This window comes from Hoylesella buccalis ATCC 35310, from assembly GCF_025151385.1.
Lineage (GTDB): Bacteria > Bacteroidota > Bacteroidia > Bacteroidales > Bacteroidaceae > Prevotella > Prevotella buccalis.
Genome location: NZ_CP102287.1, coordinates 1466384 through 1488615, shown reverse-complemented (window position 1 = coordinate 1488615; position 22232 = coordinate 1466384). Strand labels below are relative to the sequence as shown.

20 protein-coding genes and 2 tRNA genes are annotated in these 22232 nt (G+C 46.8%); 13 read left to right on the top strand and 9 right to left on the bottom strand.

What is annotated here, in order from left to right; all coding sequences use genetic code 11:
* The first annotated feature begins 81 nt into the window (after positions 1 to 81).
* The 4 genes from NQ518_RS06355 to NQ518_RS06340 all read left to right on the top strand — a co-directional run bounded on the left by NQ518_RS06355 (position 82) and on the right by NQ518_RS06340 (position 6250).
* Positions 82 to 3351 carry a TonB-dependent receptor gene (locus tag NQ518_RS06355; RefSeq protein ID WP_227960401.1) on the top strand — a complete coding sequence of 1090 codons (3270 nt, stop codon included), beginning with the start codon at positions 82 to 84 and terminating at the stop codon, positions 3349 to 3351.
* A 39-nt stretch (positions 3352 to 3390) separates the two neighbouring features.
* Complete coding sequence (locus tag NQ518_RS06350) at positions 3391 to 5013, top strand: BACON domain-containing protein (RefSeq protein WP_227960403.1); 1623 nt, start codon at positions 3391 to 3393, stop codon at positions 5011 to 5013.
* A 153-nt stretch (positions 5014 to 5166) separates the two neighbouring features.
* The gene (locus NQ518_RS06345) at positions 5167 to 5499 is read left to right on the top strand and encodes a cupin domain-containing protein (RefSeq protein ID WP_227206930.1); all 333 of its coding nucleotides are present in this window, start codon (positions 5167 to 5169) and stop codon (positions 5497 to 5499) included.
* A 139-nt stretch (positions 5500 to 5638) separates the two neighbouring features.
* Positions 5639 to 6250, top strand: a complete 612-nt coding sequence (locus NQ518_RS06340; RefSeq protein WP_227960405.1) for a response regulator transcription factor — start codon at positions 5639 to 5641, stop codon at positions 6248 to 6250.
* A gap of 88 nt (positions 6251 to 6338) precedes the next feature.
* On the opposite strand, the gene NQ518_RS06335 is transcribed toward NQ518_RS06340, so the two are convergent.
* Genes NQ518_RS06335 through kdsA form a run of 3 tightly spaced genes read right to left on the bottom strand, consistent with a single transcriptional unit; the run spans position 6339 to position 9376 of the window.
* Entirely contained in the window at positions 6339 to 7598 is a 1260-nt protein-coding gene (locus NQ518_RS06335) for a phospholipase D-like domain-containing protein (RefSeq protein WP_227960407.1), read from the bottom strand.
* A 20-nt stretch (positions 7599 to 7618) separates the two neighbouring features.
* Positions 7619 to 8593 carry a KpsF/GutQ family sugar-phosphate isomerase gene (locus tag NQ518_RS06330; RefSeq protein WP_227960409.1) on the bottom strand — a complete coding sequence of 325 codons (975 nt, stop codon included), beginning with the start codon at positions 8591 to 8593 and terminating at the stop codon, positions 7619 to 7621.
* 27 nt (positions 8594 to 8620) lie between these two features.
* Positions 8621 to 9376, bottom strand: coding sequence for a 3-deoxy-8-phosphooctulonate synthase (gene kdsA / locus NQ518_RS06325; RefSeq protein ID WP_227960411.1), 756 nt, complete (start codon positions 9374 to 9376; stop codon positions 8621 to 8623).
* A gap of 486 nt (positions 9377 to 9862) precedes the next feature.
* On the opposite strand from kdsA, the gene NQ518_RS06320 reads away from it, so the two are divergent.
* The 4 genes from NQ518_RS06320 to NQ518_RS06305 all read left to right on the top strand — a co-directional run bounded on the left by NQ518_RS06320 (position 9863) and on the right by NQ518_RS06305 (position 12435).
* Complete coding sequence (locus tag NQ518_RS06320; RefSeq protein WP_272878306.1) at positions 9863 to 10363, top strand: DNA cytosine methyltransferase; 501 nt, start codon at positions 9863 to 9865, stop codon at positions 10361 to 10363.
* Between the two features lie 93 nt (positions 10364 to 10456).
* Positions 10457 to 11128 (top strand): HNH endonuclease, encoded by a 672-nt coding sequence (locus tag NQ518_RS06315; RefSeq protein ID WP_227960412.1) that lies wholly within the window; start codon positions 10457 to 10459, stop codon positions 11126 to 11128.
* 71 nt (positions 11129 to 11199) lie between these two features.
* Positions 11200 to 11835 carry an HpaII family restriction endonuclease gene (locus NQ518_RS06310; RefSeq protein ID WP_227960414.1) on the top strand — a complete coding sequence of 212 codons (636 nt, stop codon included), beginning with the start codon at positions 11200 to 11202 and terminating at the stop codon, positions 11833 to 11835.
* 87 nt (positions 11836 to 11922) lie between these two features.
* The gene (locus NQ518_RS06305) at positions 11923 to 12435 is read left to right on the top strand and encodes a very short patch repair endonuclease (RefSeq protein WP_227960416.1); all 513 of its coding nucleotides are present in this window, start codon (positions 11923 to 11925) and stop codon (positions 12433 to 12435) included.
* Between the two features lie 165 nt (positions 12436 to 12600).
* Here the strand turns inward: NQ518_RS06305 and NQ518_RS06300 are convergent, their stop codons facing one another.
* On the bottom strand, positions 12601 to 14295 hold the full coding sequence (locus NQ518_RS06300) for a glycoside hydrolase family 10 protein (RefSeq protein WP_227960418.1): 1695 nt from the start codon (positions 14293 to 14295) through the stop codon (positions 12601 to 12603).
* 235 nt (positions 14296 to 14530) lie between these two features.
* Here NQ518_RS06300 and NQ518_RS06295 point away from each other — a divergent pair, with 235 nt between their 5' ends.
* From NQ518_RS06295 to NQ518_RS06275, 5 genes are all read left to right on the top strand, one after another.
* On the top strand, positions 14531 to 15016 hold the full coding sequence (locus NQ518_RS06295) for an outer membrane beta-barrel protein (protein WP_374211138.1): 486 nt from the start codon (positions 14531 to 14533) through the stop codon (positions 15014 to 15016).
* The gene (gene recR / locus NQ518_RS06290; RefSeq protein WP_227960422.1) at positions 15017 to 15628 is read left to right on the top strand and encodes a recombination mediator RecR; all 612 of its coding nucleotides are present in this window, start codon (positions 15017 to 15019) and stop codon (positions 15626 to 15628) included. It abuts the gene before it with no gap.
* A gap of 68 nt (positions 15629 to 15696) precedes the next feature.
* On the top strand, positions 15697 to 16146 hold the full coding sequence (locus tag NQ518_RS06285; RefSeq protein WP_227960424.1) for a hypothetical protein: 450 nt from the start codon (positions 15697 to 15699) through the stop codon (positions 16144 to 16146).
* A gap of 12 nt (positions 16147 to 16158) precedes the next feature.
* The gene (locus tag NQ518_RS06280) at positions 16159 to 17358 is read left to right on the top strand and encodes a glycosyltransferase family 2 protein (protein WP_227960426.1); all 1200 of its coding nucleotides are present in this window, start codon (positions 16159 to 16161) and stop codon (positions 17356 to 17358) included.
* Positions 17359 to 17373: 15 nt separating this feature from the next.
* Positions 17374 to 17916, top strand: a complete 543-nt coding sequence (locus NQ518_RS06275; RefSeq protein ID WP_227960428.1) for a GNAT family N-acetyltransferase — start codon at positions 17374 to 17376, stop codon at positions 17914 to 17916.
* Between the two features lie 6 nt (positions 17917 to 17922).
* Here the strand turns inward: NQ518_RS06275 and NQ518_RS06270 are convergent.
* From NQ518_RS06270 to NQ518_RS06250, 5 genes are all read right to left on the bottom strand, one after another.
* Positions 17923 to 17993 (bottom strand) — tRNA-Gly (locus tag NQ518_RS06270).
* 5 nt (positions 17994 to 17998) lie between these two features.
* Positions 17999 to 18071, bottom strand: a tRNA-Thr gene (locus NQ518_RS06265).
* Positions 18072 to 18219: 148 nt separating this feature from the next.
* The gene (locus tag NQ518_RS06260) at positions 18220 to 18873 is read right to left on the bottom strand and encodes a DedA family protein (RefSeq protein ID WP_227960430.1); all 654 of its coding nucleotides are present in this window, start codon (positions 18871 to 18873) and stop codon (positions 18220 to 18222) included.
* Between the two features lie 21 nt (positions 18874 to 18894).
* Entirely contained in the window at positions 18895 to 20334 is a 1440-nt protein-coding gene (locus NQ518_RS06255) for a tetratricopeptide repeat protein (RefSeq protein WP_227960432.1), read from the bottom strand.
* 36 nt (positions 20335 to 20370) lie between these two features.
* A complete protein-coding gene (locus tag NQ518_RS06250; RefSeq protein ID WP_227206905.1) occupies positions 20371 to 22086 on the bottom strand; it encodes a glutamine--tRNA ligase/YqeY domain fusion protein in 1716 nt (571 codons plus the stop codon).
* Positions 22087 to 22232 lie beyond the last annotated feature (146 nt).

The following is a 22232-nucleotide window of genomic DNA, read 5'->3' as shown; positions in this document are numbered from 1 at the left end:
TGAAAATATTTAGTTAATTTTGCAGTGAAATAAGTATAACAGGTTTTCATGCCTCTTTTTTAATTAAAAATTAACACAAAAATGCAGAAAAAAATTGTTTTTCTGATGTCCATGATGATGTGTTTGTGCACATCAATGATGGCACAGGTTACAACTTCCGCAATGAGTGGTAAGGTTACCCTTGAGGGAACCGGCGAAGAACTCATTGGTGCGACCGTACAGGCGGTACACGAGCCTTCTGGAACTACCTATTCGGCAGTGACCAACGTGAACGGACGTTTTAACATTCAGGGTATGCGTACAGGTGGTCCTTATGCCGTTACGGTGAGCTATGTGGGACACCAGACGAAGACTTACAAGGATATCACGCTTCAGTTGGGTGAGGTGTATAACCTTGGCGTGACCCTTTCGGAAGATGCCGCCATGCTGGGCGAGGTCGTTGTCAGTGCAACGGCTTCCAAGTTCGCGCAAGAGAAGACTGGAGCTTCGACCAACATCAACAATTCGCAGATGATGAATCTGCCTACGGTGAGCCGCAGCATCACCGACATCACGCGTCTTTCTCCTTATGGAGGCAATGGCATGAGCTTTGTCGGAACGGATGGTCGTACGGCCAACTTCACCGTGGATGGTGCCAACTTCAACAACAACTTTGGTTTGTCATCGGCTCTTCCCGGTGGTGGCAACCCCATCTCCATCGAAGCTATTGAAGAGTTGCAGGTGGTGATTGCCCCCTACGATGTGCGCCAAACCAACTTCATCGGTGGTGGTGTGAATGCCATTACCAAGTCGGGTACCAATACTTTCAAGGGCAGTGCGTACGTTTATCACAGAAATGAGAACATGCGTGGCGATGCTGTCGAAGGATTCCAAATACCCGGTGCGCGCGAGAAAGATCGCAAGACTACCTACGGTTTTACGTTGGGTGGCCCGATTATCAAGAATAAGTTGTTCTTCTTCGTGAACGGTGAAACTGAAAAGGTTCCTACGGTGGCTAACCGTTGGAGAGCCTCTGAGGACGGTGTGGCCAACGTTCAAGAGTATATTTCACGTACAACAGCCAAGGATTTGCAGACCGTTTCTGACTTTGTGAACCAGAAATATGGATACAACACCGGTTCGTACACCAGCTTCCCCGCTGACATCAGCAATACCAAGCTGTTGGCACGCTTAGACTGGAATATCACAGACCAGCACCGTTTGGCTCTGCGTTACAACTACACCAAGAACATGACCTGGCGCTCGCCTAACGCATCGTCTATGGATGGCGGCACACGTATGTCGGAAGGCCGTCTGTCACAGGCTTCCATGGCGTATGCTAATACCATGTATTCGATGGACAACCTGGTACACTCGTTCTCGTTCGACTTGAACAGTCGCTTGACAGAGAATCTTTCTAACCAGTTGTTGGCAACCTATTCAAAGTTGGACGACTTGCGTAGTTCTAATTCATCGGAATTCCCCTTCATCGATATCTTGAAAGGCGGACAGGCTTACCTGTCGTTGGGTTACGAGCTGTTTACATGGAACAATGCCGTTCATAACGATGTTTGGAACGTGAAGGACGAGCTGACTTACTATGCAGGAAAGCATAAAATCACCGGTGGACTGGCCTACGAATACAAGATGGCGGACAATGCCTACATGCGTAATGGTACAGGCTACTATCGCTATAGCAGTTTGGACGATTTCATCAATGGTGCCGCTCCCGAGATTGTGAACCTCACTTACGGCTACGATGGCGAGAGTGCGCCGGCCGCTCGTGTACGCAGCAACAAGATTTCTGTTTACGGACAGGATGAATGGTCGGTGATGGACAACTTCAAGTTGGTTTATGGTCTGCGCATTGACAATCTCTCATTCGTCAACAGCGACCTGATCACCAACAAGGCTATCTATGACCTTGATTACGATGGGCGCCGCATTGATACGGGCAAGTGGCCTTCAGCCAACTGGATATTCTCACCCCGTGTAGGATTTACCTGGGATGTCTTGGGTGACAAGTCGCTCAAGGTGCGTGGCGGTACGGGCCTCTTTGCCGGTAACTTGCCACTGGTGTTCTTCACCAACATGCCTACCAACGGTGGTATGGTGCAGTATCAGGCACAAATTAACGCTGCCAACGCTGCCAAACGAGGCTTCGACATGGATACCTTTGCAGGCGGACTGGTGACCGATGCCAATGGCAAGGCCACGCAGAAAGCGCTCTATGACAAACTGATTTCTTTGGGCTATCCTTCTACTATCAAACCCGAGGACGGAACAGTTCCATCTGCTATCGCTGCCGTGTCAGAAAACTTTAAGTTGCCACAGGTATGGAAAGCATCCGTGGCTATCGATTATCAAGTACCAGTATCGTTCCCATTCACCTTGTCGGGTGAGTTTATTTACAACAAGACGCTTAACGAAACCTCCATCTCAGATTGGAGTATTCCTTCTGTAGGCGGGTTCGCTCGATTGAATGGTGTGGACAACCGTCCTATTTATCCTACGGGATTCCGTACAAACACCAAGGCTTTTGTCTTGGAGAATACCAGTCGCGGCTATGGTTGGACGGCTAACTTAACCGCCAATGTACAACCGGCAGATTGGGTTAGCTTGATGGCTGCCTATACGCACAACGTGGCTAAGAGTGTGACGGGCATGCCAGGTTCTAACGCAGAGTCGGCATTCACCTACGTTCCAACTGTGGAGGGACCGAACCACATCAAGTTGCACAACTCGCAATACAACACGCCCGACCGATTGGTGGCATCGGCTACCATCCACGACAAGAGCGGTAATCACTATAGTTTGTTCTATGAAGGATGGAGAGGTGGAGCCAACTACTCGTTCATGACCACCAATGATATGAACGGTGACGGATACAATTATGACGCCATCTACATTCCTACCGATCAGCAAGTGGCCGACAAGCAATTCCGTTTCGTATCGGAAGACGACAAAACTCGTTTCATGGACTATGTGCATGCAAATGGTTATCTGAGCAAACATCAAGGAGAATATGCCGAGGCTTATGCGCTTTACTCTCCTTGGGTGCATCGCATTGACTTCGCTTACAAGCACGATTTCAAACTCAACGTAGGGAAGACAAAGCATGGTTTGCAGCTGAGCTTCGACATTAAGAACCTGCTCAACCTCTTTGACTCAAAGTGGGGTGTGGCCAAATACTTGAATCCAGCCATCGGTTCGGATGCCCGTATCCTCAAATACGAGGGTGTTGACACAGACGGTGTGGCTAAGTTCTCTACGCCAAAATCCATCAATGGCAACACAGAAACGTTCACACCGAGCTATTCTATCGGCCAGTGCTGGTACATGTCGGTGGGTATCAAGTATACGTTCAACTAAAGTCAAGCATACATTTAACTAACAGTAAAACAAAAGGATATGAAACTAAAATATATCATTCCATCGTTCATCGCAGTCATTGCCATGTTTACAGGCTGCTCGGACGACAACGAACCCACCTATCTGAGCAACTTGAAGGTATCTTCTTCTTATGTGGCTTTCGACGTGAAAGGTGGAACGCAGAAGATTACCGTGACGGCTACGGAAGACTGGAGCATGGACTTCATGGTTCCGGTTAAGGCCGATTCGCTGGATGATGAAAAGGGTATCGTGAAATACAACGTGCCAACAAGTCAGATGGCAACCAAGGAAAACAGTTGGATCAAAGTGTCACAACTGAGTGGTGGCGCAGGAACTACTGACATTTCTTTCACCGTTGGCGCTACAACGGCTACGCGTTCGGTTACCATACGCATAAAAGCCGGTGACAAATATCAGAACATTATCGTTGCTCAGGTAGACGATTCTCCGACGCCAGTAAGTACTGTGAAGGACGTATTGAAGGGTGTTGACAGCAAAACCTACCGCGTGAAAGGTTTGTGTGGCAAAATCATTAACACCTCATACGGCAACTGGTACATGGTAGATGGTGAGGGCAACGAGCTCTATATCTATGGTACAAAGGACGCATCAGGCGCTTATAACTGGAAGAAGTTCAATATCGCTCCTGGTGATCTTGTCACTGTTGAAGGTGCCAGGACAACCTATAAGTCGACTGTTGAGATTGTGGATGCCACATTTATTTCAGTGAAGAAGGCGCTCTTGCTCAGCAAAGAGACCAACAAAACCATCGACAAGGAAGGCAAACCGTTCAACATCACTATCACACAGAAAGGCGAAGGATTGAGTTTCAAGTCGGATGTCGACTGGATGGCGATAGAGCCAGGCTACACAGTCAACAAGAAGGGTGACTTGGTGTTTACCGTCAACCCTTCTGAGAACGCGACAGGTAAGAAACGTGAAGGCACACTTACGTTCAAGAGTACCAAGGGAAAGGAAGAGTCAGTGTTGACAGTTTCTATCATTCAGCTGGGTACTACTCCTGTCACCACAGGCGGTATCGCTGGAATTTCATCTGCAATATCAGCCAGTACCGATAGAAATAAGCAGGTAAACTTCGATGTTATGCTCACCGATGCTAAGGTAACCTACAAGAATGGCAGCAACATTTTCGTCGAGGACGCAACAGGTGGCTTGCTACTTTACAGTGGCAATTCAAGTCTTGCTGTGGGTGATGTCATCAATGGACGTGTGTGGGGTGCTGGCTATGCGTACAACGGACTTCCTGAAGCCACGTCGTTGCAAACCGAATTGGCCAAAGTTACCAAGGGTGATGCACCCAAACCTACGGAAGTGACGCTTGCACAGCTTGCGGCTGACTACGGAAAATACATCAACCGTTATATTCTCATCAAAGACGCTACCGTGGGTAAGACCATTGACGTGAAGTACTCGGGCGTGAAAAGTGCAGGTGAGTTGACAGATGGCACAAACACTTTTGCCTTGAACCATCAACGAACAGGCAAGTACAAAGGTAAGAATATTTACTATTATGTGCAGGCTGCCAAGGACAGTAAGGTGAATGTTGTTTGCATCCCTTCTGTTTACAAGACGAAAAAACAATTGAATATCTGGGACAAGAGATGGATTCGTAATAAGTAACGATTCCTGATTAAGATTTATTTTGAGAGGGTGTGCTTCGCGGCATACCCTCTTTTGCTTTGAAATTCAGCAGAAGATTAAATGGTATCATCTCTTTGTGGTGTGTCATTATTTAATTATCTTTGCCGTACAACTAAAACATACAAAAACATTATGGTTATAGATTTCAATGATTTAGACGAACAGACCATAGAAGGTTTCAAGGGAGGTAAAGGCACACTTGTTACGCGCAACTTTGCGGATGATAAGTGCAAAATCATGTTGAGCACACTCAAGCCGGGTGCTTCGACCGGACTTCATACCCACGTTGATAATTGTGAGGTGGTTTATGTCTTGGAAGGAACATTGACGTGTCATGATGACGGAGAGGCAAAACAAGTGCAAGCCGGACAAGTGCATTATTGTCCAATGGGACACCATCATTACATGGAAAACCTTACCTCATCGGATGTCCGTTATTTTGCCATCGTTCCAGAACATCATTAAGAATATGTTCCCAGCATGAACAGTTATGTATCAAGGCGACATCTTTGTCGTATGTACAGGGCAAGTTGCTGATAGATACGAATGTTTGCAATCCATATTCTTTCGGTTATGAGGAAAAATATTTAACTTTGCGGCTGTTATGACGGAAGGAAAGATTATCAATGGGCGTCCTCAACTGGCCATCATTGATTCCAACACGCTGGCTGTGTTGGGATTGAAGCAGATTTTACAGAATGTGATGCCGGTCATGGACGTAACCACGTTCGGCTCGTTTGAAGAGCTGACCGAATGTGCAGTAGACTCTTTTTTCCATTACTTTGTGTCGATGAGCATTGTGTTGGAACATCGTCAGTTCTTCCTTGACCGACAAAAAAAGACGATTGTCTTGGCTGCTTCCACTGATCCCTCCACCCAACTTTCTGGTTTTCATAGTCTTTGTGTCAATGTTCCGGAAGAGCAGTTGGTGCGTTCGTTGTTGATGTTGGAACAAAATGCTCATGGCGGGGGACAGCGTTTCCCGTCTACACTGAAAACACTGAAGACCAAAATTCTGTCTGATCGAGAGATTGAAGTGTTGTCACTCATTGTTCAGGGATATATTAATAAGGAGATAGCTGACCAATTGAACATTGGCATGACAACGGTTATCACGCATCGTAAGAACATCATGGACAAGCTGGGGGTGAAGAGTGTTTCGGCTCTCACCATCTATGCCGTGATGCATGGGTATGTAGATATCAACAAAATATAAAGGTGTAAGCCACCAATGCAGCGTCAAGAAACCTCTTGGCGTTGGTTGTTTTTTAGGTCAATGGCACCTTTTAGGCCGCTGTTAATGCTTATAACACGGGCGCTAACAAGTGAGCAAACCATCCACGCAGCTTCTGCCAAGGCGTTCTAAACTCATCCCAACTCTTGGGAGTGAGCAGAAAACTATCTTTCTTATCATCATCAAACAACTTGTCCAGCTGGCGAGTAGTGCAGCGATCAACAATCACAGCGTTTTCTTCATAGTCGAAATTAAGGCTCCTGGCATTGAGGTTGGCACTCCCTACCGTGCAGAACTTTCCGTCTACCATAATCACCTTGGTATGGTGGAACCCATCCGTAAACATCCACACGTTCGCCCCTTGCTTCATCAGTTTGTGCGCATTGTAGAACCCACAGTCGGGTGTTAAGGGAATGTCGCTGCTGGTCGATAGCATAATCTCTACTTTCACACCTCGCTTGATGGCCTTCCTCAGGGCTTTCTTGATACCCCGATTCAGTGTAAAGTAAGGATTGATGATTTTCAAACTGTCTCGAGCTGCATCGATAGCTCCCACATAGAACGCCCTGATCATCTCGTTACTGATGCGTGGTTCACGGTTCACGATACCTACCATCTTATCGCCTGAGGTGCAGCAAGTGTCCGACTTGAGTCCCTTGATATGCCCCCTGTTGCGGTGACCTCTATAATATTTTGCGCCATGCACGTTCTGCTTCGCCGTTTTATTCCACATTTTCAGGAAGATACGTTGCAGTTCGTTCACCGCTAAACCCTCAATTCTACAGTGCATGTCGTGCCATTTGCCCACCTGACGGGTGCCTTTGATGTAGTAGTCGGCCACGTTCATGCCACCCGTATAGGCCACCTCGCCATCAATGACGACAATCTTGCGATGGTCGCGGCTTAGCACATGATTGATCCAAGGAAAGGTGATGGGGTCAAATTTGTAGATTTCAACACCTTTGGCGCGTATCGAGTCCAGGTGATGTTTCTTCAGTGGACGGTTGTTCGACGAGTTGCCAAAGGCATCAAACAAAGCTCTTACCTCCACACCCTCAGCCGCTTTCTCTTCCAAGATGTCGAATAACAGTCGCGCAATGGAATCATTTCTGAAGTTGAAGTACTCCAGATGCACGCTACTCTTGGCTTGCTTGATGGCCAAAAATAGGTCATCAAACTTCTCTTGTCCGTCCATCAACAGCGTCACACTGTTGTCATGTGAGAACCTCACACCCTTTTCTCGCAAGGTCTGGACGATGAGTGAGTCTGAGCTCTGCGCATCAACTGACGTGCAGGCGATGAAACATAAAATAAATAATAGAACTCTCAAATTTCAGTCAATGGAGGCTTTTAAATCATGCACGAATAGTGGTCGACGACCCCTAACAAATGGTTGTCGCTGTCAACAACCAGTACCGTATGTATTTTGTACTTGTGCATGATGGTTTGTATCTCTGTGATTTTTGTGTTCGGTGAAACCGTTTTTGGACTCGTTGTCATGATGTCGCTTACCGTCTTATTGAAGAACTGGGCTTGCCACTTCTCCATCGCACGCCTGATGTCGCCATCGGTAATCAGTCCTACCACTTTCTCGTTCTCCAACGAGACACCCAAACCCAGTTTTCCTTTACTCACATGAATGATGGCTTCGCCCAGATGCATCTCTTTGGGGATGATGGGTAGGTTGTCCGAACGCATCACGTCTGAGGCTGTTGTGAGCAACCGCTTGCCCAGTTCGCCACCCGGATGAAACTGTGCGAAGTCGTTTGGCTTAAAGTTTCTCACCATCATCAGGGCAATGGCCAGTGCGTCTCCCATGGCCAGAGCAGCCGTTGTGCTGCTCGTAGGTGCCAGATTCAGCGGACAGGCCTCTTTCTCTACACGGCATGTGATGTGCGCTGTCGAGTATTTGGCCAGCAACGATTTGGGATTTCCGCTGATAGATACCACCGGCACGTTCATGTGCAGCACCATGGGCAGGAAGCGAAGCAGCTCATCAGTCTGTCCGCTGTTGCTCAAGGCCAGCACCACATCGTCGGGTGTCATCACGCCCAAGTCACCATGGTAGATGTCCAGCGGATTGATATAGAACGCTGGCGTACCCGTTGAAGACAGTGTGGCAGCTATCTTGGCACCGATGTTGCCACTCTTGCCAACACCAGTGACGATGATTTTGCCCTTACAGTTGAACATCATGTCAACAGCCTTTTCGAAGTTTTCATCCAGCTGTGGAATCAGCTCCAGCAGTGCCTGCGCTTCATCCTTGATGCACTGTGAGGCGTATTCTCTTGCATGTTTTAGCGATTCTTTCGTATTTTCTTCCATGAATCTGTTATTATGTATGCGGTGCGTCTATTGTAGTAGTGATGCGATGAGCGGTTCCAGCTTGTCCAATTCCAGCATGTTGGCAGCGTCACTTAGTCCTTCATCCGGTGTTGGATGGGTCTCAAAGAAATATCCCGTTGCCCCAAAAGCCTTCGCAGCGTGTGCCATGGCCGGTATGAATCGTCGGTCACCGATGGTTTTTCCCTCACCCGCACCAGGTCTTTGAACGCAGTGTGTGCAGTCCATGATTACCGTTTTGACAATCTCTCTCATGTCGGGGATGTTCCTGAAATCAACCACCAGATTGTTGTACCCAAAGCAGTTACCGCGCTCGGTGAGCCATATTTCCTTGGCACCGCTCTCCATAGCTTTTTCTACGGGGTGCCTCATGTCCTTTCCACTGAGAAACTGTGCTTTCTTGATGTTCACGATTTTGCCGGTTGCAGCCGCCGCCACCAGCAAATCAGTCTGCCTACACAAGAATGCGGGTATCTGCAAAATGTCGCACACCTCACCCACTGCTTCCGCCTGCCAGCTCTCATGAATGTCCGTGGTAATCCTCAGTTTGTACGTTTCTTTGATGTGGGCGAGCATTTGCAGGCCTTTTTCTAGACCAGGACCTCTGAACGAATGGATTGACGTGCGGTTGGCCTTGTCAAACGAAGCCTTGAAGATGATGTTCGTACCGAGCTTCTGGTTAATCTCAACCAGTCGTTGGGCAACAGTGTCCAACAGTTCTTCCGATTCGATGACGCAGGGGCCTGCGATAAAGATGGGTTGCATAATCCGTCGTATAAGTTATGTGTACAAAGTTACAGAAATAGCGTTTAATTGCCAAAGCTTTAACATTTCATTCGTTGTTCCTTGCCAGCTTATCTTGCAAAATTAAGAAATTTTCCGCATTTGGCCCGTCCTTTTCTGTTTTTCCATGCACATTTTGCCTTCAAGTTGAGGTGCGATCAGTGACCGATCAAGAAAATGATTGCCTGAATTGAAATCGCATGCACGTTGCTTGGCGTTATTTGAGCAATTATGTTTATCTTTGCATAAGATAGGCTTCGCCTCAACAAAGTAAACAAGTTTCCTTTGTCTTCGGCTTGCACTATCTTTGAAAATATCCAGGGAATAATGAAATATGAATCCATCCTTCCTAACAAATCAGAAAAAACGTTGAAGTGTTTAAAAACAATTTTGAATAAATAGCATCTTATTATTTCACGATTGATAAATGATAATATTCTGATTACTTAGAAGTATAAAGACAGCAATATGGCAAACAAAAAGATGAACTTGACGGATTTTCCAGAAGAAATAACAAAAGACGGAGTCAAAATTTATGGTGAAACTTCTTATGAAAATCAGATGGCCTTATTAAGCCATTACCTCCATAACCAGCAGTTGGGAACAGATCCCACTCAGAAAGAAAGAATCATTTTGGCTATCCGTGAGTTCATTGCTCGTAAAAAGCCACATCAGCCAATGAACGATGATGATTTGAGTGATGAGCAGATATGGAAGGTAGCAGAATCCCCACGGCAGTATAATCTTTTTGCAGACTTTTTCAATGTGCCTTTCCCAACTCCTAAACAACCTCGATTTACCTTTATTGATTTGTTTGCTGGCATTGGAGGTTTCCGCATTGCTCTTCAGAATCTGGGAGGTAAATGTGTTTATTCTTCAGAGTGGGACAAACAAGGAGAAAAGACATGTTATGCAAACAGTTGTGAAGTGACATCTGATGGCTTTTGTAATAATTCATTAGCGGCTTAAGATATGGTAAATAAATGGACACGAGAAGAAACTATCATTGCATTCAATTTATATTGTAAGATACCTTTTAAGGTTAGTAGCAAGTCGCATCCAATGATTGTAAAATATGCCAAAATCATTGGAAGGACACCAAGTGCGCTTAATATGAAGATTGGTAATTTAGGCAGACTTGACCCAAAATTAAAAGAGAGGGGTATTGTAGGATTGACACATGGAGCTAAAATGGAGCAAGAGGTGTGGAAAGATTTTTATGATAATCCCGACAAACTCGCATATGAAAGCGAGTGCCTAATAGCAAAATACACCAAGAATGATATGGAAAAAGCGGCAAATGTAGACATTGACCATTTACCAGAAGGCAAAGAGCGTTTGGCTATTGTTAAACAAAGGGTAAATCAGTCATTCTTCCGCTCCGCTGTTATGTGTTCATATGATTTTAAGTGCTGCATATCCGGTGTGGGAAATTCTGAACTTTTGGAAGCATGTCACATCTTAGATTGGAGTGAAGATAAAAATAATCGGAGCAATCCAGAAAATGGATTGTGCTTAAACTCGTTGTTCCATAAGGCTTATGACAAATATCTTATTGCTATAACGCCTGACTATAAGATTATCGTCTCGGATGAAATGATTGAAAAGACAGAAGACGAGTCCTTTAAATGTTATCTGCTTGGCCTTCAAAATAAAAAGTTGATTTTGCCTAATCGTTTCTATCCAAAGCCAGATTTTTTAGATTATCATTATCAGAAATATTTAAGTAAATAGCATGATTTTGACTTTACATATTTGAATTTATGCCATTAACTTTTCAATGTCAGTTGTAAAAAATACAAGATATGAAAGGCACCCTTTTCAACGCTGGAAAAACCACTAATTTCACATTTATGATAGCTGGCCACGAGTTCACTGATTCTGAAATCGCAACGGTTAACGCCATCAACACGCGGACTAAGATGATTGACCGAGTAAAGAAAATACAAGAAATGGGTGGATTGTTCGAGTTCATGACCATGGACGATTCTATATGTTGCAACAACTTCATTCTGATAGACAGTTGCCTGCCAACCATCATGGCGGCCATTCTTCTGGAAAGCAACCAAGGAGGTGGCAAAGATATGAAACACCTTACAGAGAAAATTGCAGCGAAAAATCCATTGAAATACGACATGTCGCACAATCATAAGTACTATGAATGTAAGGTGAAAAACTTCTTAGTGGCATCAGCTCTTGGCATGGTGCCACATACACCTTGGAACGGAAAGTACGAAGCCAATGGAGGTTATCTTATTGTAAAAGATGATGGTGACGTTCTCTGTTATCATTTCTATGACCGTAATCTTTTTGAGGAGTATCTCTATTGCAACACAAGACTCGAAACTCCTTCTTTAACCAAGTATGGATTTGGTGAGCTTTACCGTGAGCAGGATGGAAAACTGTATTTCAAACTTAATCTGCAAGTCCGTTTCAAGTAATTACATTATTCTAAAGCGCGTCCTTTCATGTCTTCACATTGAATGAAAGTCACGGATTGCTCACTGCCATCGTATTGCCGAAAGCCCATGAGTGATATACTTACCCCACAACAACGTCATGCGAACATGGCCGCCGTTCACAGTAAGAACACCAGGCCAGAGATGATTGTGCGTAAATGGTTGTGGAGCCATGGATACCGCTATCGGTTGAATCATCCCCGCCTTCCAGGCAAGCCCGACATCGTGATGCGGAAATACCGCACTTGCATCTTCGTCAATGGCTGCTTTTGGCATGGGCACGAGGGGTGCAGATATTACAGAATACCTAAATCCAACACGGAATTCTGGGTGAAAAAAATACGAAGGAATCAAGAAAGAGATCGTGAGGTGTGCCGCCAACTGGCGGCAATGGGGTGGCACAGCATCGTGATTTGGGAATGCGAGTTGAAGCCATTGCGACGAACACACACGCTGGAATCCTTGACGTTTACACTCGACAGAATCTTTCTCCAAGACCGCCGAATCAAAAACTATCAAATGCCGGAAGAAGAGCCTTCGATGGCAGCGGAAGACCGACCGGACGGGTATGGAAACCCATAAAGCAGGGAAGGAAGTTGTCCACGCTTTTCAATCTCATTGACTTTGGCGTGCAATGTCAATGACATTGGCCTTCAATAGCTATGCTTTTACAAGGTAAAGTCATGGAGATTGCAACCCGTTAGTCATCAAGTTGTTGTGGGGATAATTTGGGGAAACGAAATAAACCTATAAATTCGGATTCCGCTTCACCATGAAATGGCCGAGGCGATGCCGATAGCCTTTCCTGTTGATAGACCGCAGCACATACATCCCCTCGGGCAGATTTGACACGTCGGCATACTTTCCTTGGTATACACGGGTGGTGACCATGGTGCCTTGCAGCGATTCGATAAGCACGAAAAGGGCATCCAGTGTTTGTCCCTTGTCGGGCAGTTGCAGGCGCTTTCCGTCACAGGGCAACAGCGTTGCCGGTGGAAAGTGGGTGGTCTTGATGGGCTTTTGGTGCGTTTGTAGCGGTTCGCTCTCGTTGCCATAGCGATCCATGGCCGTCACGGCGTACGCCATACCTTGCGCGGTAGGCACGCGGGTGGAGGTTGAGGGGATGCGTGCGGCCACGATGTTGCGCGCGTCATGAATGTCAACGGGCGCCTGCCGACTGGCATAAACGTTGTACACCAGGTAGGGAGCGTCACTGCGATCTTTCGCTCCCGTCCAACTCAACGTGGCTTTGGTGCTGTCCAGACGGAGGTGGGATGGCGGCATTGGCGGCGTACTATGTTGCCAAGTCATGGCTGGCACGAGTGCCGGATAGCGGGTAAAATCGTTCTCTGTGAAGTCGTAGATGCCCTTGGTGTTGTCTGTCAGGAACTTTCCTCTGAAGTATGCGTGCCCCATACCATATTGTCTGACAACGTTCAGCTCTTGTTTGATGACATCGATGGGCCAGTTACGCTCATTGGGCGACATGAAATAGATGCCCAGTCCGGGAACAATCATCTTGCCGCAGCTCTCTTCTTTCCAGTTGATGGCGAAGGGAAAGAAGTTGTTATCTTTGAAATACAGCATGGGGTAGAGCTGATCCATCAGTCCCGTTTTGAGCCATCCTTGCGCATCTTGGCACACCTTGGTGTAGGCGTTCCATCCCCGACTGGTATATCTGGGCAGATCATCGTACTTGCCAATGGGCGAACAACTCATCTTCACCCAGGGCTTGAGCCGCTTCACTTTGGCGTGAATGGCTTCCACGATGCGGGTGATGTTGCGGCGGCCTTCCGTTCTGTTGATGCGAAGGGGCCAGTTTTCGGGATAGCGAATGTAGTCGAGATGAATGCCGTCGATGTCGTAGTTGCGGGTTATTTCTTCGCAAATGGTGGCCAGATAATCAGCAGTTTGAGGCTTTTCGGGGTTCATATAGCCATCGGCGCCAATCCTTCTGACCAGTGCCGGCAGCTTTCTCCTCATGGTTTTGCAGCCCAACCCGTTCCATTTTCCCAGCGGTATGGTGACTACCCAGGCGTGCAACTCCATGCCGCGGCGGTGGCATTCGTCAATGGCAAATGCCAAAGCGTCGTACCCCGGACTTCTTCCCGGCACGCCCGACAGGCAGCCGTCCCATGGTTCGTGGGTGGATGGGTAAATCATCGTCCCCCTGATGCGGGTTTGTAGCAAGATAGTGTTGATGCCGGCACGCTGGTATAGGTCGAGCAGTTTTCGCAATTCTTCCTGCTGTTTTTCCTTTGTGTACGCGGTGTGTGCGTAGGTTTTAGGCCAATCCAGTCCGCCGATGGTAGTCAGCCACACGGCTCTCACCTCGCGTTTGGGCGAGGAGCATAGGGCGTTTTGCAGCAAAGGGGTGGTAGATTGGGCGGATACAAGAAGAGAGAGCGTTGCCAATATGATGGATAGTGAGAATCGTTTCATCCTGTCTGTTCGTTCAAAAGAATTATGCTGACAAAGATACGGATATTTTTTCGGTTCTCAAATATATTATGTACTTTTGCAAAATACATCACTGCTCCAGCCGTAGCGTTCAATTCAGGCTGCAAGTCAGCATCAACCTTGGTGCAGAAACACTTGTGTGTGCGGAGAAAAACGGTGTGAGTGGAGCCTGTTGAGGAGATGGAAAATATACTTACATAATAATTCTTTGATGAAAATGAAGAAGCTATTAACAATGATTGCGGCGTTGCTGATGACCCTCACGGCCAGCGCACAGTTTGAACAAGACAAGGTGTATATCGGCGGCTCATTGACCGGATTGAATCTGAGTTACAGCGGCTTGGACAAGCTCAACCTGGGTATTCAGGCACATGCTGGCTATCTTTTTGAAGACAACTTGATGGTTTTGGGCAATTTGAGCTATCAGCACAGCGGATATGAGTCGGTTCCCGATTATATTTCTGTGGGTGTTGGTGGACGTTACTACATTGTTCAAAATGGCATCTACCTGGGCGTTAACTGCAAGTTGATTCATGCCAACCACAATTACAACGATGTGATGCCTGGTGTAGAGGTAGGTTATGCTTACTTTTTAAGTCGTACGGTGACCGTTGAACCCGCCGTGTACTATGACCAATCGTTCAAGAAGCACAGTGACTTTTCCACCATTGGCTTCAAGATAGGGATTGGCGTGTACCTGTAAATGGAACAACAATATCCGTCTGTTCTACTCGAAAAAGCCGTCAACGAGTTCTCCAAACTTCCCGGAATAGGGCGAAAAACGGCCTTGAGGTTGGTTCTGCACCTGCTGCGACAAAGCAACAGTGACGTTGAACAGTTTGCCTCGGCCATCGCCAAAGTGAAGCAGGAGGTGAAATACTGTCGGGTGTGTCACAACATCAGTGATGACGATGTGTGTCCTATTTGTTCGGATCCACGTCGTGACACGTCGCTGATTTGTGTGGTGGAGAACATACAAGACGTGATGGCGGTGGAGAACACGCAGCAGTTTCGCGGACTTTATCATGTGCTGGGAGGCATCATCTCACCCATGGATGGCATCGGTCCCGACCAGCTGGAAATACAGTCGTTGGTGCAACGGGTTGAGCAAGGTGGCGTTTCGGAGGTGATTTTGGCCTTGAGTTCGACGATGGAAGGCGACACAACCAATTTTTATATCTCGCGAAAATTGGCTCCTTTAGACGTGAAGCTCTCTGTGATAGCGCGCGGAATCTCCGTAGGTGATGAGCTGGAGTACACGGACGAAGTGACTTTGGGACGCTCGATTGTGAACAGAACGCCGTTTGAACGATAAGCAAAAAGCACATCTGACCAAGCTCGGAGGAGATGGGTTGGGTGTTACATTGATATACATTGAATTCCATGAACCAGATAAGAAACGTGCAACGCCTGTTGATGATTCAGTTTTTTTTGCCCATCATCCTGTCTTTGTTGATGGTGGTCCTGTTTGAAACGGGTGCCCTGGAGGCAGGTTGTTGGGCCGGTTCGGGCCAGAAAGAGTTTGTTTGTCTGGTGGTCATGGAGCTACTCACCATCTGTTGCATTCCGCTTTCGTTACGCTTGTTTAAGTATAAAAAGGTGGCAGAGGCACTGAAAAGCGATGACGCACAGGCGGTACGCGCGCTCCAAAGGTGGGGCAGTGTGCGCTTGGACGTGTTGGGCGTGCTGCTGGTGGTCAACGTCTTGTTTTATTATCTCTTCGTCCATGCAGCGTTTTGCTACATGGCAGTCATTGTTTTTCTAAGTTTGTTTTTCATCTATCCCTCCTTGGATCGTTGCGTGGCGGAGACAAAAGGTGACGTGAAGGTTTAACCGTGAATAATCATGCAAGGAGTGAAGCTGTCTGTCATCATCGTCAACTACAATGTAAAGTACTATCTTGAGCAGTGTTTAATTTCATTAACACGGTCGCTCAAGGATGTAGATGCCGAGATTTTTGTGGTAGACAATGCCTCCGTAGACGGGTCGGTAGACTATCTTTCAGGTAGGTTCCCCACGGTGAATCTCATCAGCAGCAATCATAATTTGGGCTTCGCCAGGGCCAACAATCTCGCCATCAGGCAAAGCAAGGGTGAGTATGTCTTGCTGTTGAATCCCGATACAATCGTCGGTGAGCATACCATGTGCCAGCTCATTGATTGGATGGATTCGCACGAAGGCGTAGGTGGCGTGGGCGTTCGGATGATGAATCAGCAGGGCTTTGATGCGAAAGAGTCGCGAAGAGGGGTGCCAACACCATGGACGGCCTTTTACAAAATGTGCGGATTGTGTGCGAAATATCCCACGAGTAAACGCTTTGCAAAGTACTATATGGGGCATCTGCCCTGGGATGAACCAGCCGAGATAGAAATTGTCAGCGGTGCGTTTTTCGCCGTTCCGCGTAAAGCACTCGAGGATGTGGGCTTGCTCGACGAAGATTTCTTCATGTATGGAGAGGACATAGACCTGTCTTACCGCTTGCTTCAGAAGGGTTACCACAACTGGTATCTGCCGTTGAGAATCCTGCATTATAAAGGAGAAAGCACGCAAAAATCGTCCTATCGTTATGTGCATGTGTTCTATCAAGCCATGCTGATATTCTTTAAAAAGCATTATGGCGGCATGAGTATCCTGCTGGGGTTGCCCATTAAGATGGCCATCTACGCTAAGGCATTCATGGCTTTGGTGAGCATGCAGATGGTGAAGGCCAAACAGGGAGTGGGACTTTTTCGGAGAAAGAAACAAGAGACTGTGCAGTATGTCTTCATCGGAAGTAGCCAATCCATGCGCGAGTGTGAGGAGATTGCGCGGCGAAAAGGACTTTGCGCACAGTTTGTGACATCCACCTACGACGATCATCCCGATGGTCATCTGACTTTGAAGTTGCCACAAGCCGACAAGGTGTACGTGGTTTACGATACCCAAACCTACAATTTTGATGAGGTATTGAATATATTTGCCTCACAACCTAGCGAGAAGGTGTGCCTCGGAACGTATCTGCCAGAAACGAAAATGGTGGTTACCGAATCGGAAATATTCTCATAAATCATAGCCAAAATCATGATACATGCGCAGCTAAGGGCCATGGAGCCCGAAGATCTTGACTTGTTGTATAAGATTGAAAACGATGTGAAGTTGTGGAATGTCAGTGCGACTAATGTTCCTTATTCCAGGTATGTGCTGCATGACTACATTGCACATTCCTCGGGAGACATCTATACCGACAAGCAAGTAAGACTGATAATTGAGAACGAACATGGCAAGACCATTGGCATGGTTGATATCGTTAACTTCGCTCCGCAACACCGAAGAGCCGAGCTGGGCATCGTGATTCAAGAGCAGTTTCGTGGCAAAGGCTATGGTAAGGCGGTGGTACAGGAAGTGTTGAAATATGCCAAACGCGTGTTGCACCTGCATCAAATCTATGTCGTGGTAGCCGTTGACAAGGGCAATATCTTGGCTTTGTTCGCACAGTTGGGCTTCACCGAGGGGTGCAAGTTGGCCGATTGGCTTTACAATGGAACGGCCTATCGTGACGCTGTCGTGATGCAATATATCTTCAGTGCTGAAGAGGAAGCGAAAAATAAGGGGGAGAATAAATAAAGATTGAGCGGAATACGGGAATCGAACCCGCCTCTCAGGCTTGGGAAGCCCACGCACTACCGATGTGCTAATTCCGCAAGAGAGCCGATACCCGGACTCGAACCGGGGACCTACTCATTACGAATGAGTTGCTCTACCAACTGAGCCATATCGGCGATTCTCGTTAAAGTGAGTGCAAAGATAGGCATTTTGATTGACAAACAATAACAGAAATGCTTGCAGTTGTTATGCTATTAACGAAAGTTAACATACAATCAGCTGCTGAAGTTGGATTCCTCAAGTTTTTTAGCTGGTTGATTCTTTTCAGGAAGGATTGGAAGATTGGTTCTTATTTTTCTTGCGCTTGTTGTGAAAATGCTTGATAACAAAATAGGCTACCATCAAGCCAAACAGGCTTAAAATCACCACCTTGATATGGTCGTTGTACTCTAAAATCTTGTCGTTGAGCTGTTCTTCCGGTACGATGGAGTGCAAATACCAACCCAAGGCGGCCAGCACACAATTCCAAATGCCGGCTCCGATGGTGGTGTAGAGTATGAATTTCCAAAACTTCATCTTGGCCAAGCCGGCGGGAACCGATATCACTTGCCTGATTCCGGGCAACAATCTGCCGGTCAAGGTGGCTATCACGCCATGATCATTAAAATATTTTTCGCTCTTTTGTATCTTCTCTTGATTCAGCAAACACAGGTGTCCTAACTTGCTGTTGGCAAACCTATAGACGATGGGGCGGCCCAGATAGTAGGCTGCCACATAGTTGGTTGCCGACCCAAGGACAGCGCCCAGGGTGGCAAAGATGATGACGAGCGTGACGTCCAGGTGACCAGCTGCGGCATGATATGCAGCGGGTGAGACAATCAACTCGGAGGGAACGGGGATCACTGTTCCTTCTATATACATTAATAAGAATACTGTCCAATAGTTAAGATTCCCCATCAGGGAAGAAAACCAATTCATTGTTTTGTCTATTTTGGCTGGTTATTTTTGCTTTCTCTCATCCGTATTTGTTGAAAGCAGGTAGGGATAATACTCTTCAGTACTCATTCCTTCGGGAAACAAGTCGGCCAAAACCATTTTCGCTTCCATCGGATTTCTCTCACAAGCCAGCTTTACGGCGTGGGCAAATTCTTTCTTTTTTCCCAGTTCATTGGCACAGCGAGCGAAGTAAGCGTAGCCGTCTTGGCAGCTGTCGCCCATGTCTTTGAAATATGATAAGAATAAGTTGTATGCCAAGTGGACATATCGACAGTCGTAAACGGATATGGCTATCTGTAAAAAAGTGCTGGGTGAATTGTCAGAAATTCTAATTGCTTCCTGAAAAACCTCTTGTGCCTTCTCTAGATAATCGTTCTCCAAGAGGATATGTCCTTTGAGCAGCAAGGTATCACAGTGGTTGTCGTTGGGCAGCTTTTCCTTCTTGTCCAAGTAGGCGAGAGCTTCTTCTACGCGCCCTTGTTGTGATAGAGTGAAGGCTATTTCCTGATAGATTTCAGGCAAGTTGGAATCTGAATGACGCCCCATCTTCTCTGCTTTCTTGAAGTGAGTGAGTGCTTCTTCTGGTTTATTGAGGTGTAAAAGCGTCACACCTTTTAGCATCACTACCGACAAATCATCAGGAACCAGCTTGCTATATCGGTCGAAATAATTCAGCGCCTCTTCGTAATTGCCCAAACTGAAGAGTCCGTTTGCTTTGGTAAGAATCGCTTCTGCATCATCGGGGTTGATGGCAATGGAGAACTCGCTGCTGGTGATTGAGTCGTTGAAATTACTCTTCAAGAATTGCAGCATCGCCAGATTGTTCCAGTAGCTCGTTGAGTAAGGGTCTTCATCAATCAGCTCTTGGAAGATGTTCTCGCAGTCTTCAAGGTTGCCAGTTCCCAATGCAATGCGTCCTTTCAGTTCTTTATAACTGTTGTCTTCATTGGGTTCAAGCCGGTCGAACCACTCTTTGGCGAGGTCAAACTCTTCGTAATCTGCGTATATAGTGGCAACGTCTTGCTTGAATTCCTCCCGCTCCTCATCATCAACCCGCTCAAATCGACGGTGCAACAGTTGATCTGCCTGCTTTGCTTTTCCATCTATAATCATGATTTCGGCTAACGTATAAGTATATTCCACGTCGTCCTTGTCGTCAACATGACTGATATATTCGTAAGCACGCTCCACATCACCGCCTTCCAAAAGCGTTATTCTGGCTTTGACAGTCCATAGGGTTGTTGAGCCAGGAAACAGATTTATCGCCTCGTCTAACACCGCATGCGCTTCGTTTATGCGACCTTTTCCACGGTAATACTCTGCGATATCGGCAAAATCATCCGCATCCAGATAGATGGAAAGTCCCTGGATATGAGCCTCTTCATATCGTTTTAGGTTATCCTTGAATTCCTTATTATCAAAAAAGTTATATGCTTCTGCCATCGTACAACGAATGAAAAAACACCCAGAAGGGCAAGGTTATTTGTTAACCTTTGCCCAGGTGTCTTTCAGTCCTACTGTCTTATTGAATACTAAGTGGTCGTCTGTTCTGTCCGGATCGGCCATGAAATAGCCGATTCTTTGGAACTGTAGATACTCTCCCGGCTGTTTGTCTGCCGCGTATGCTTCAACGTAACAGTTCGGGAACACGCGCAGACTGTTAGGATTGAGCAGTTCGTGGAAGTCCCTTTCGTCTGCACTAGGGTTCTCAACGAAGAACAATCGGTCGTACTCTCGCACCTCTGCCTGCCTACAATGGTCGGCAGATACCCAGTGTAGGGTGCCTTTTACCTTTCTGTTGGCTCCCTCCAAGCCGCTCTTGCTCAGTGGGTCATACTCTGCTTGTATCTCTATAATGTTGCCTTCCTCGTCCTTCGTGCATCCCGTACACTTCACGATGTAAGCGTTCTTCAATCGAACTTCCTTGCCTGGGGTCATGCGGAAGAACTTCTTCGGAGCGTCCTCCATGAAGTCACCACGCTCTATCCAGAGATTCCTACTGAAGGTGATGTTGTGTGTACCATCGGCCTCGTTCTCCGGATTGTTGATGGCTTCCATCTCTTCTGATTTCCCTTCGGGATAGTTGGTGATGACCAGTTTCACCGGATCAAGTACTGCACTCACTCGGCATGCCCTCTTATTGAGGTCATCGCGCACGGCAGCTTCGAGCAAGGCAACGTCGTTCAAGGCGTCAAACTTGGTGTAACCAATGGAGTTGATGAATTTCCTAATGCTTTCAGGCGAATAGCCACGGCGACGCATACCGCACAAGGTGGGCATACGAGGGTCGTCCCATCCTGATACCAATCGCTCTTCTACCAGTGAGTGCAGCTTGCGCTTGCTCATCACGGTGTAAGTGAGATTCAGTCGATTGAACTCAATCTGTCGCGGACGGTTGTCCTGCATGTTGTCATCCGAACCATCCATCGTCTTGAGAAAGTCAACAAGATGGTCGTACAATGGGCGGTGAGGAACAAACTCGAGCGTACAAATAGAGTGGGTAACACCTTCGAAATAGTCACTCTGTCCATGGGCGAAGTCGTACATGGGGTATGCGTTCCATTTGGTTCCTGTCCTGTGATGCGGAATGTGTATGATGCGATAGATGATAGGATCGCGGAAGTGCATGTTCGGGTTGGCCATGTCTAACTTGGCACGAAGCACCATGCTGCCTTCCACAGCCTCAGGAGTGTTCATCTTGTTGAACAGCTCCAACGACTCCTCGATAGGTCGGTCGCGGTAAGGTGAGGCCGTACCAGGTGTGGTGGGCGTGCCTTTTTGCTGTGCAATCTCTTCAGAGGTCTGCTCGTCAATGTAGGCGAGTCCTTGCTTAATCATCCACACTGCAAAGTCCCAAAGCTTCTCAAAATAGTCGGAAGCATAATAAACATTTCCCCATTTGAATCCCAACCAACTGATGTCATGCAGGATGTTCTCCACATATTCGTTGTTTTCTTTGCTGGGATTGGTGTCGTCGAACCGAAGATTGCACACTCCGTTGTATTTTTCGGCGATGCCAAAGTCCATGCAAATGGCCTTGGCGTGACCTATATGCAGATAGCCATTGGGTTCTGGAGGGAAGCGTGTTTGAATGCGACCGCCATTCTTACCTTTGGCAAGATCGTCTTCAACGAGTTGCTCCACAAAACTCAAACTCTTCTTCTCTTCCGTGCTATGATCCTCTTTTACTGTCATAATATTTAATGTTAGTGATGCAAGAACCATGTTTCCATGCGTCTTGTCGTCTACATGATCTTTGTAATGACTGCAAAGATACGAAAAAACTTAAGATATAATAGGTGTGGATGGATAAGAATTTACTCCTTTTGGGTCAGTCGTAA

Excerpts from the sequence above, each read along its gene's own strand:
- NQ518_RS06295 (WP_374211138.1), top strand. The coding sequence starts at position 14,531 with ATGAAGAAGCTATTAACAATGATTGCGGCGTTGCTGATGACCCTCACG.
- NQ518_RS06300 (WP_227960418.1), bottom strand. The coding sequence starts at position 14,295 with ATGAAACGATTCTCACTATCCATCATATTGGCAACGCTCTCTCTTCTT.
- NQ518_RS06250 (WP_227206905.1), bottom strand. The coding sequence starts at position 22,086 with ATGACAGTAAAAGAGGATCATAGCACGGAAGAGAAGAAGAGTTTGAGT.
- NQ518_RS06330 (WP_227960409.1), bottom strand. The coding sequence starts at position 8,593 with ATGGAAGAAAATACGAAAGAATCGCTAAAACATGCAAGAGAATACGCC.
- NQ518_RS06285 (WP_227960424.1), top strand. The coding sequence starts at position 15,697 with ATGAACCAGATAAGAAACGTGCAACGCCTGTTGATGATTCAGTTTTTT.
- NQ518_RS06350 (WP_227960403.1), top strand. The coding sequence starts at position 3,391 with ATGAAACTAAAATATATCATTCCATCGTTCATCGCAGTCATTGCCATG.
- NQ518_RS06315 (WP_227960412.1), top strand. The coding sequence starts at position 10,457 with ATGATTGTAAAATATGCCAAAATCATTGGAAGGACACCAAGTGCGCTT.
- NQ518_RS06280 (WP_227960426.1), top strand. The coding sequence starts at position 16,159 with ATGCAAGGAGTGAAGCTGTCTGTCATCATCGTCAACTACAATGTAAAG.
- NQ518_RS06260 (WP_227960430.1), bottom strand. The coding sequence starts at position 18,873 with ATGAATTGGTTTTCTTCCCTGATGGGGAATCTTAACTATTGGACAGTA.
- NQ518_RS06275 (WP_227960428.1), top strand. The coding sequence starts at position 17,374 with ATGATACATGCGCAGCTAAGGGCCATGGAGCCCGAAGATCTTGACTTG.
- NQ518_RS06355 (WP_227960401.1), top strand. The coding sequence starts at position 82 with ATGCAGAAAAAAATTGTTTTTCTGATGTCCATGATGATGTGTTTGTGC.
- NQ518_RS06305 (WP_227960416.1), top strand. The coding sequence starts at position 11,923 with ATGAGTGATATACTTACCCCACAACAACGTCATGCGAACATGGCCGCC.
- NQ518_RS06255 (WP_227960432.1), bottom strand. The coding sequence starts at position 20,334 with ATGGCAGAAGCATATAACTTTTTTGATAATAAGGAATTCAAGGATAAC.
- NQ518_RS06310 (WP_227960414.1), top strand. The coding sequence starts at position 11,200 with ATGAAAGGCACCCTTTTCAACGCTGGAAAAACCACTAATTTCACATTT.
- recR (WP_227960422.1), top strand. The coding sequence starts at position 15,017 with ATGGAACAACAATATCCGTCTGTTCTACTCGAAAAAGCCGTCAACGAG.
- NQ518_RS06340 (WP_227960405.1), top strand. The coding sequence starts at position 5,639 with ATGACGGAAGGAAAGATTATCAATGGGCGTCCTCAACTGGCCATCATT.
- kdsA (WP_227960411.1), bottom strand. The coding sequence starts at position 9,376 with ATGCAACCCATCTTTATCGCAGGCCCCTGCGTCATCGAATCGGAAGAA.
- NQ518_RS06320 (WP_272878306.1), top strand. The coding sequence starts at position 9,863 with ATGGCAAACAAAAAGATGAACTTGACGGATTTTCCAGAAGAAATAACA.
- NQ518_RS06345 (WP_227206930.1), top strand. The coding sequence starts at position 5,167 with ATGGTTATAGATTTCAATGATTTAGACGAACAGACCATAGAAGGTTTC.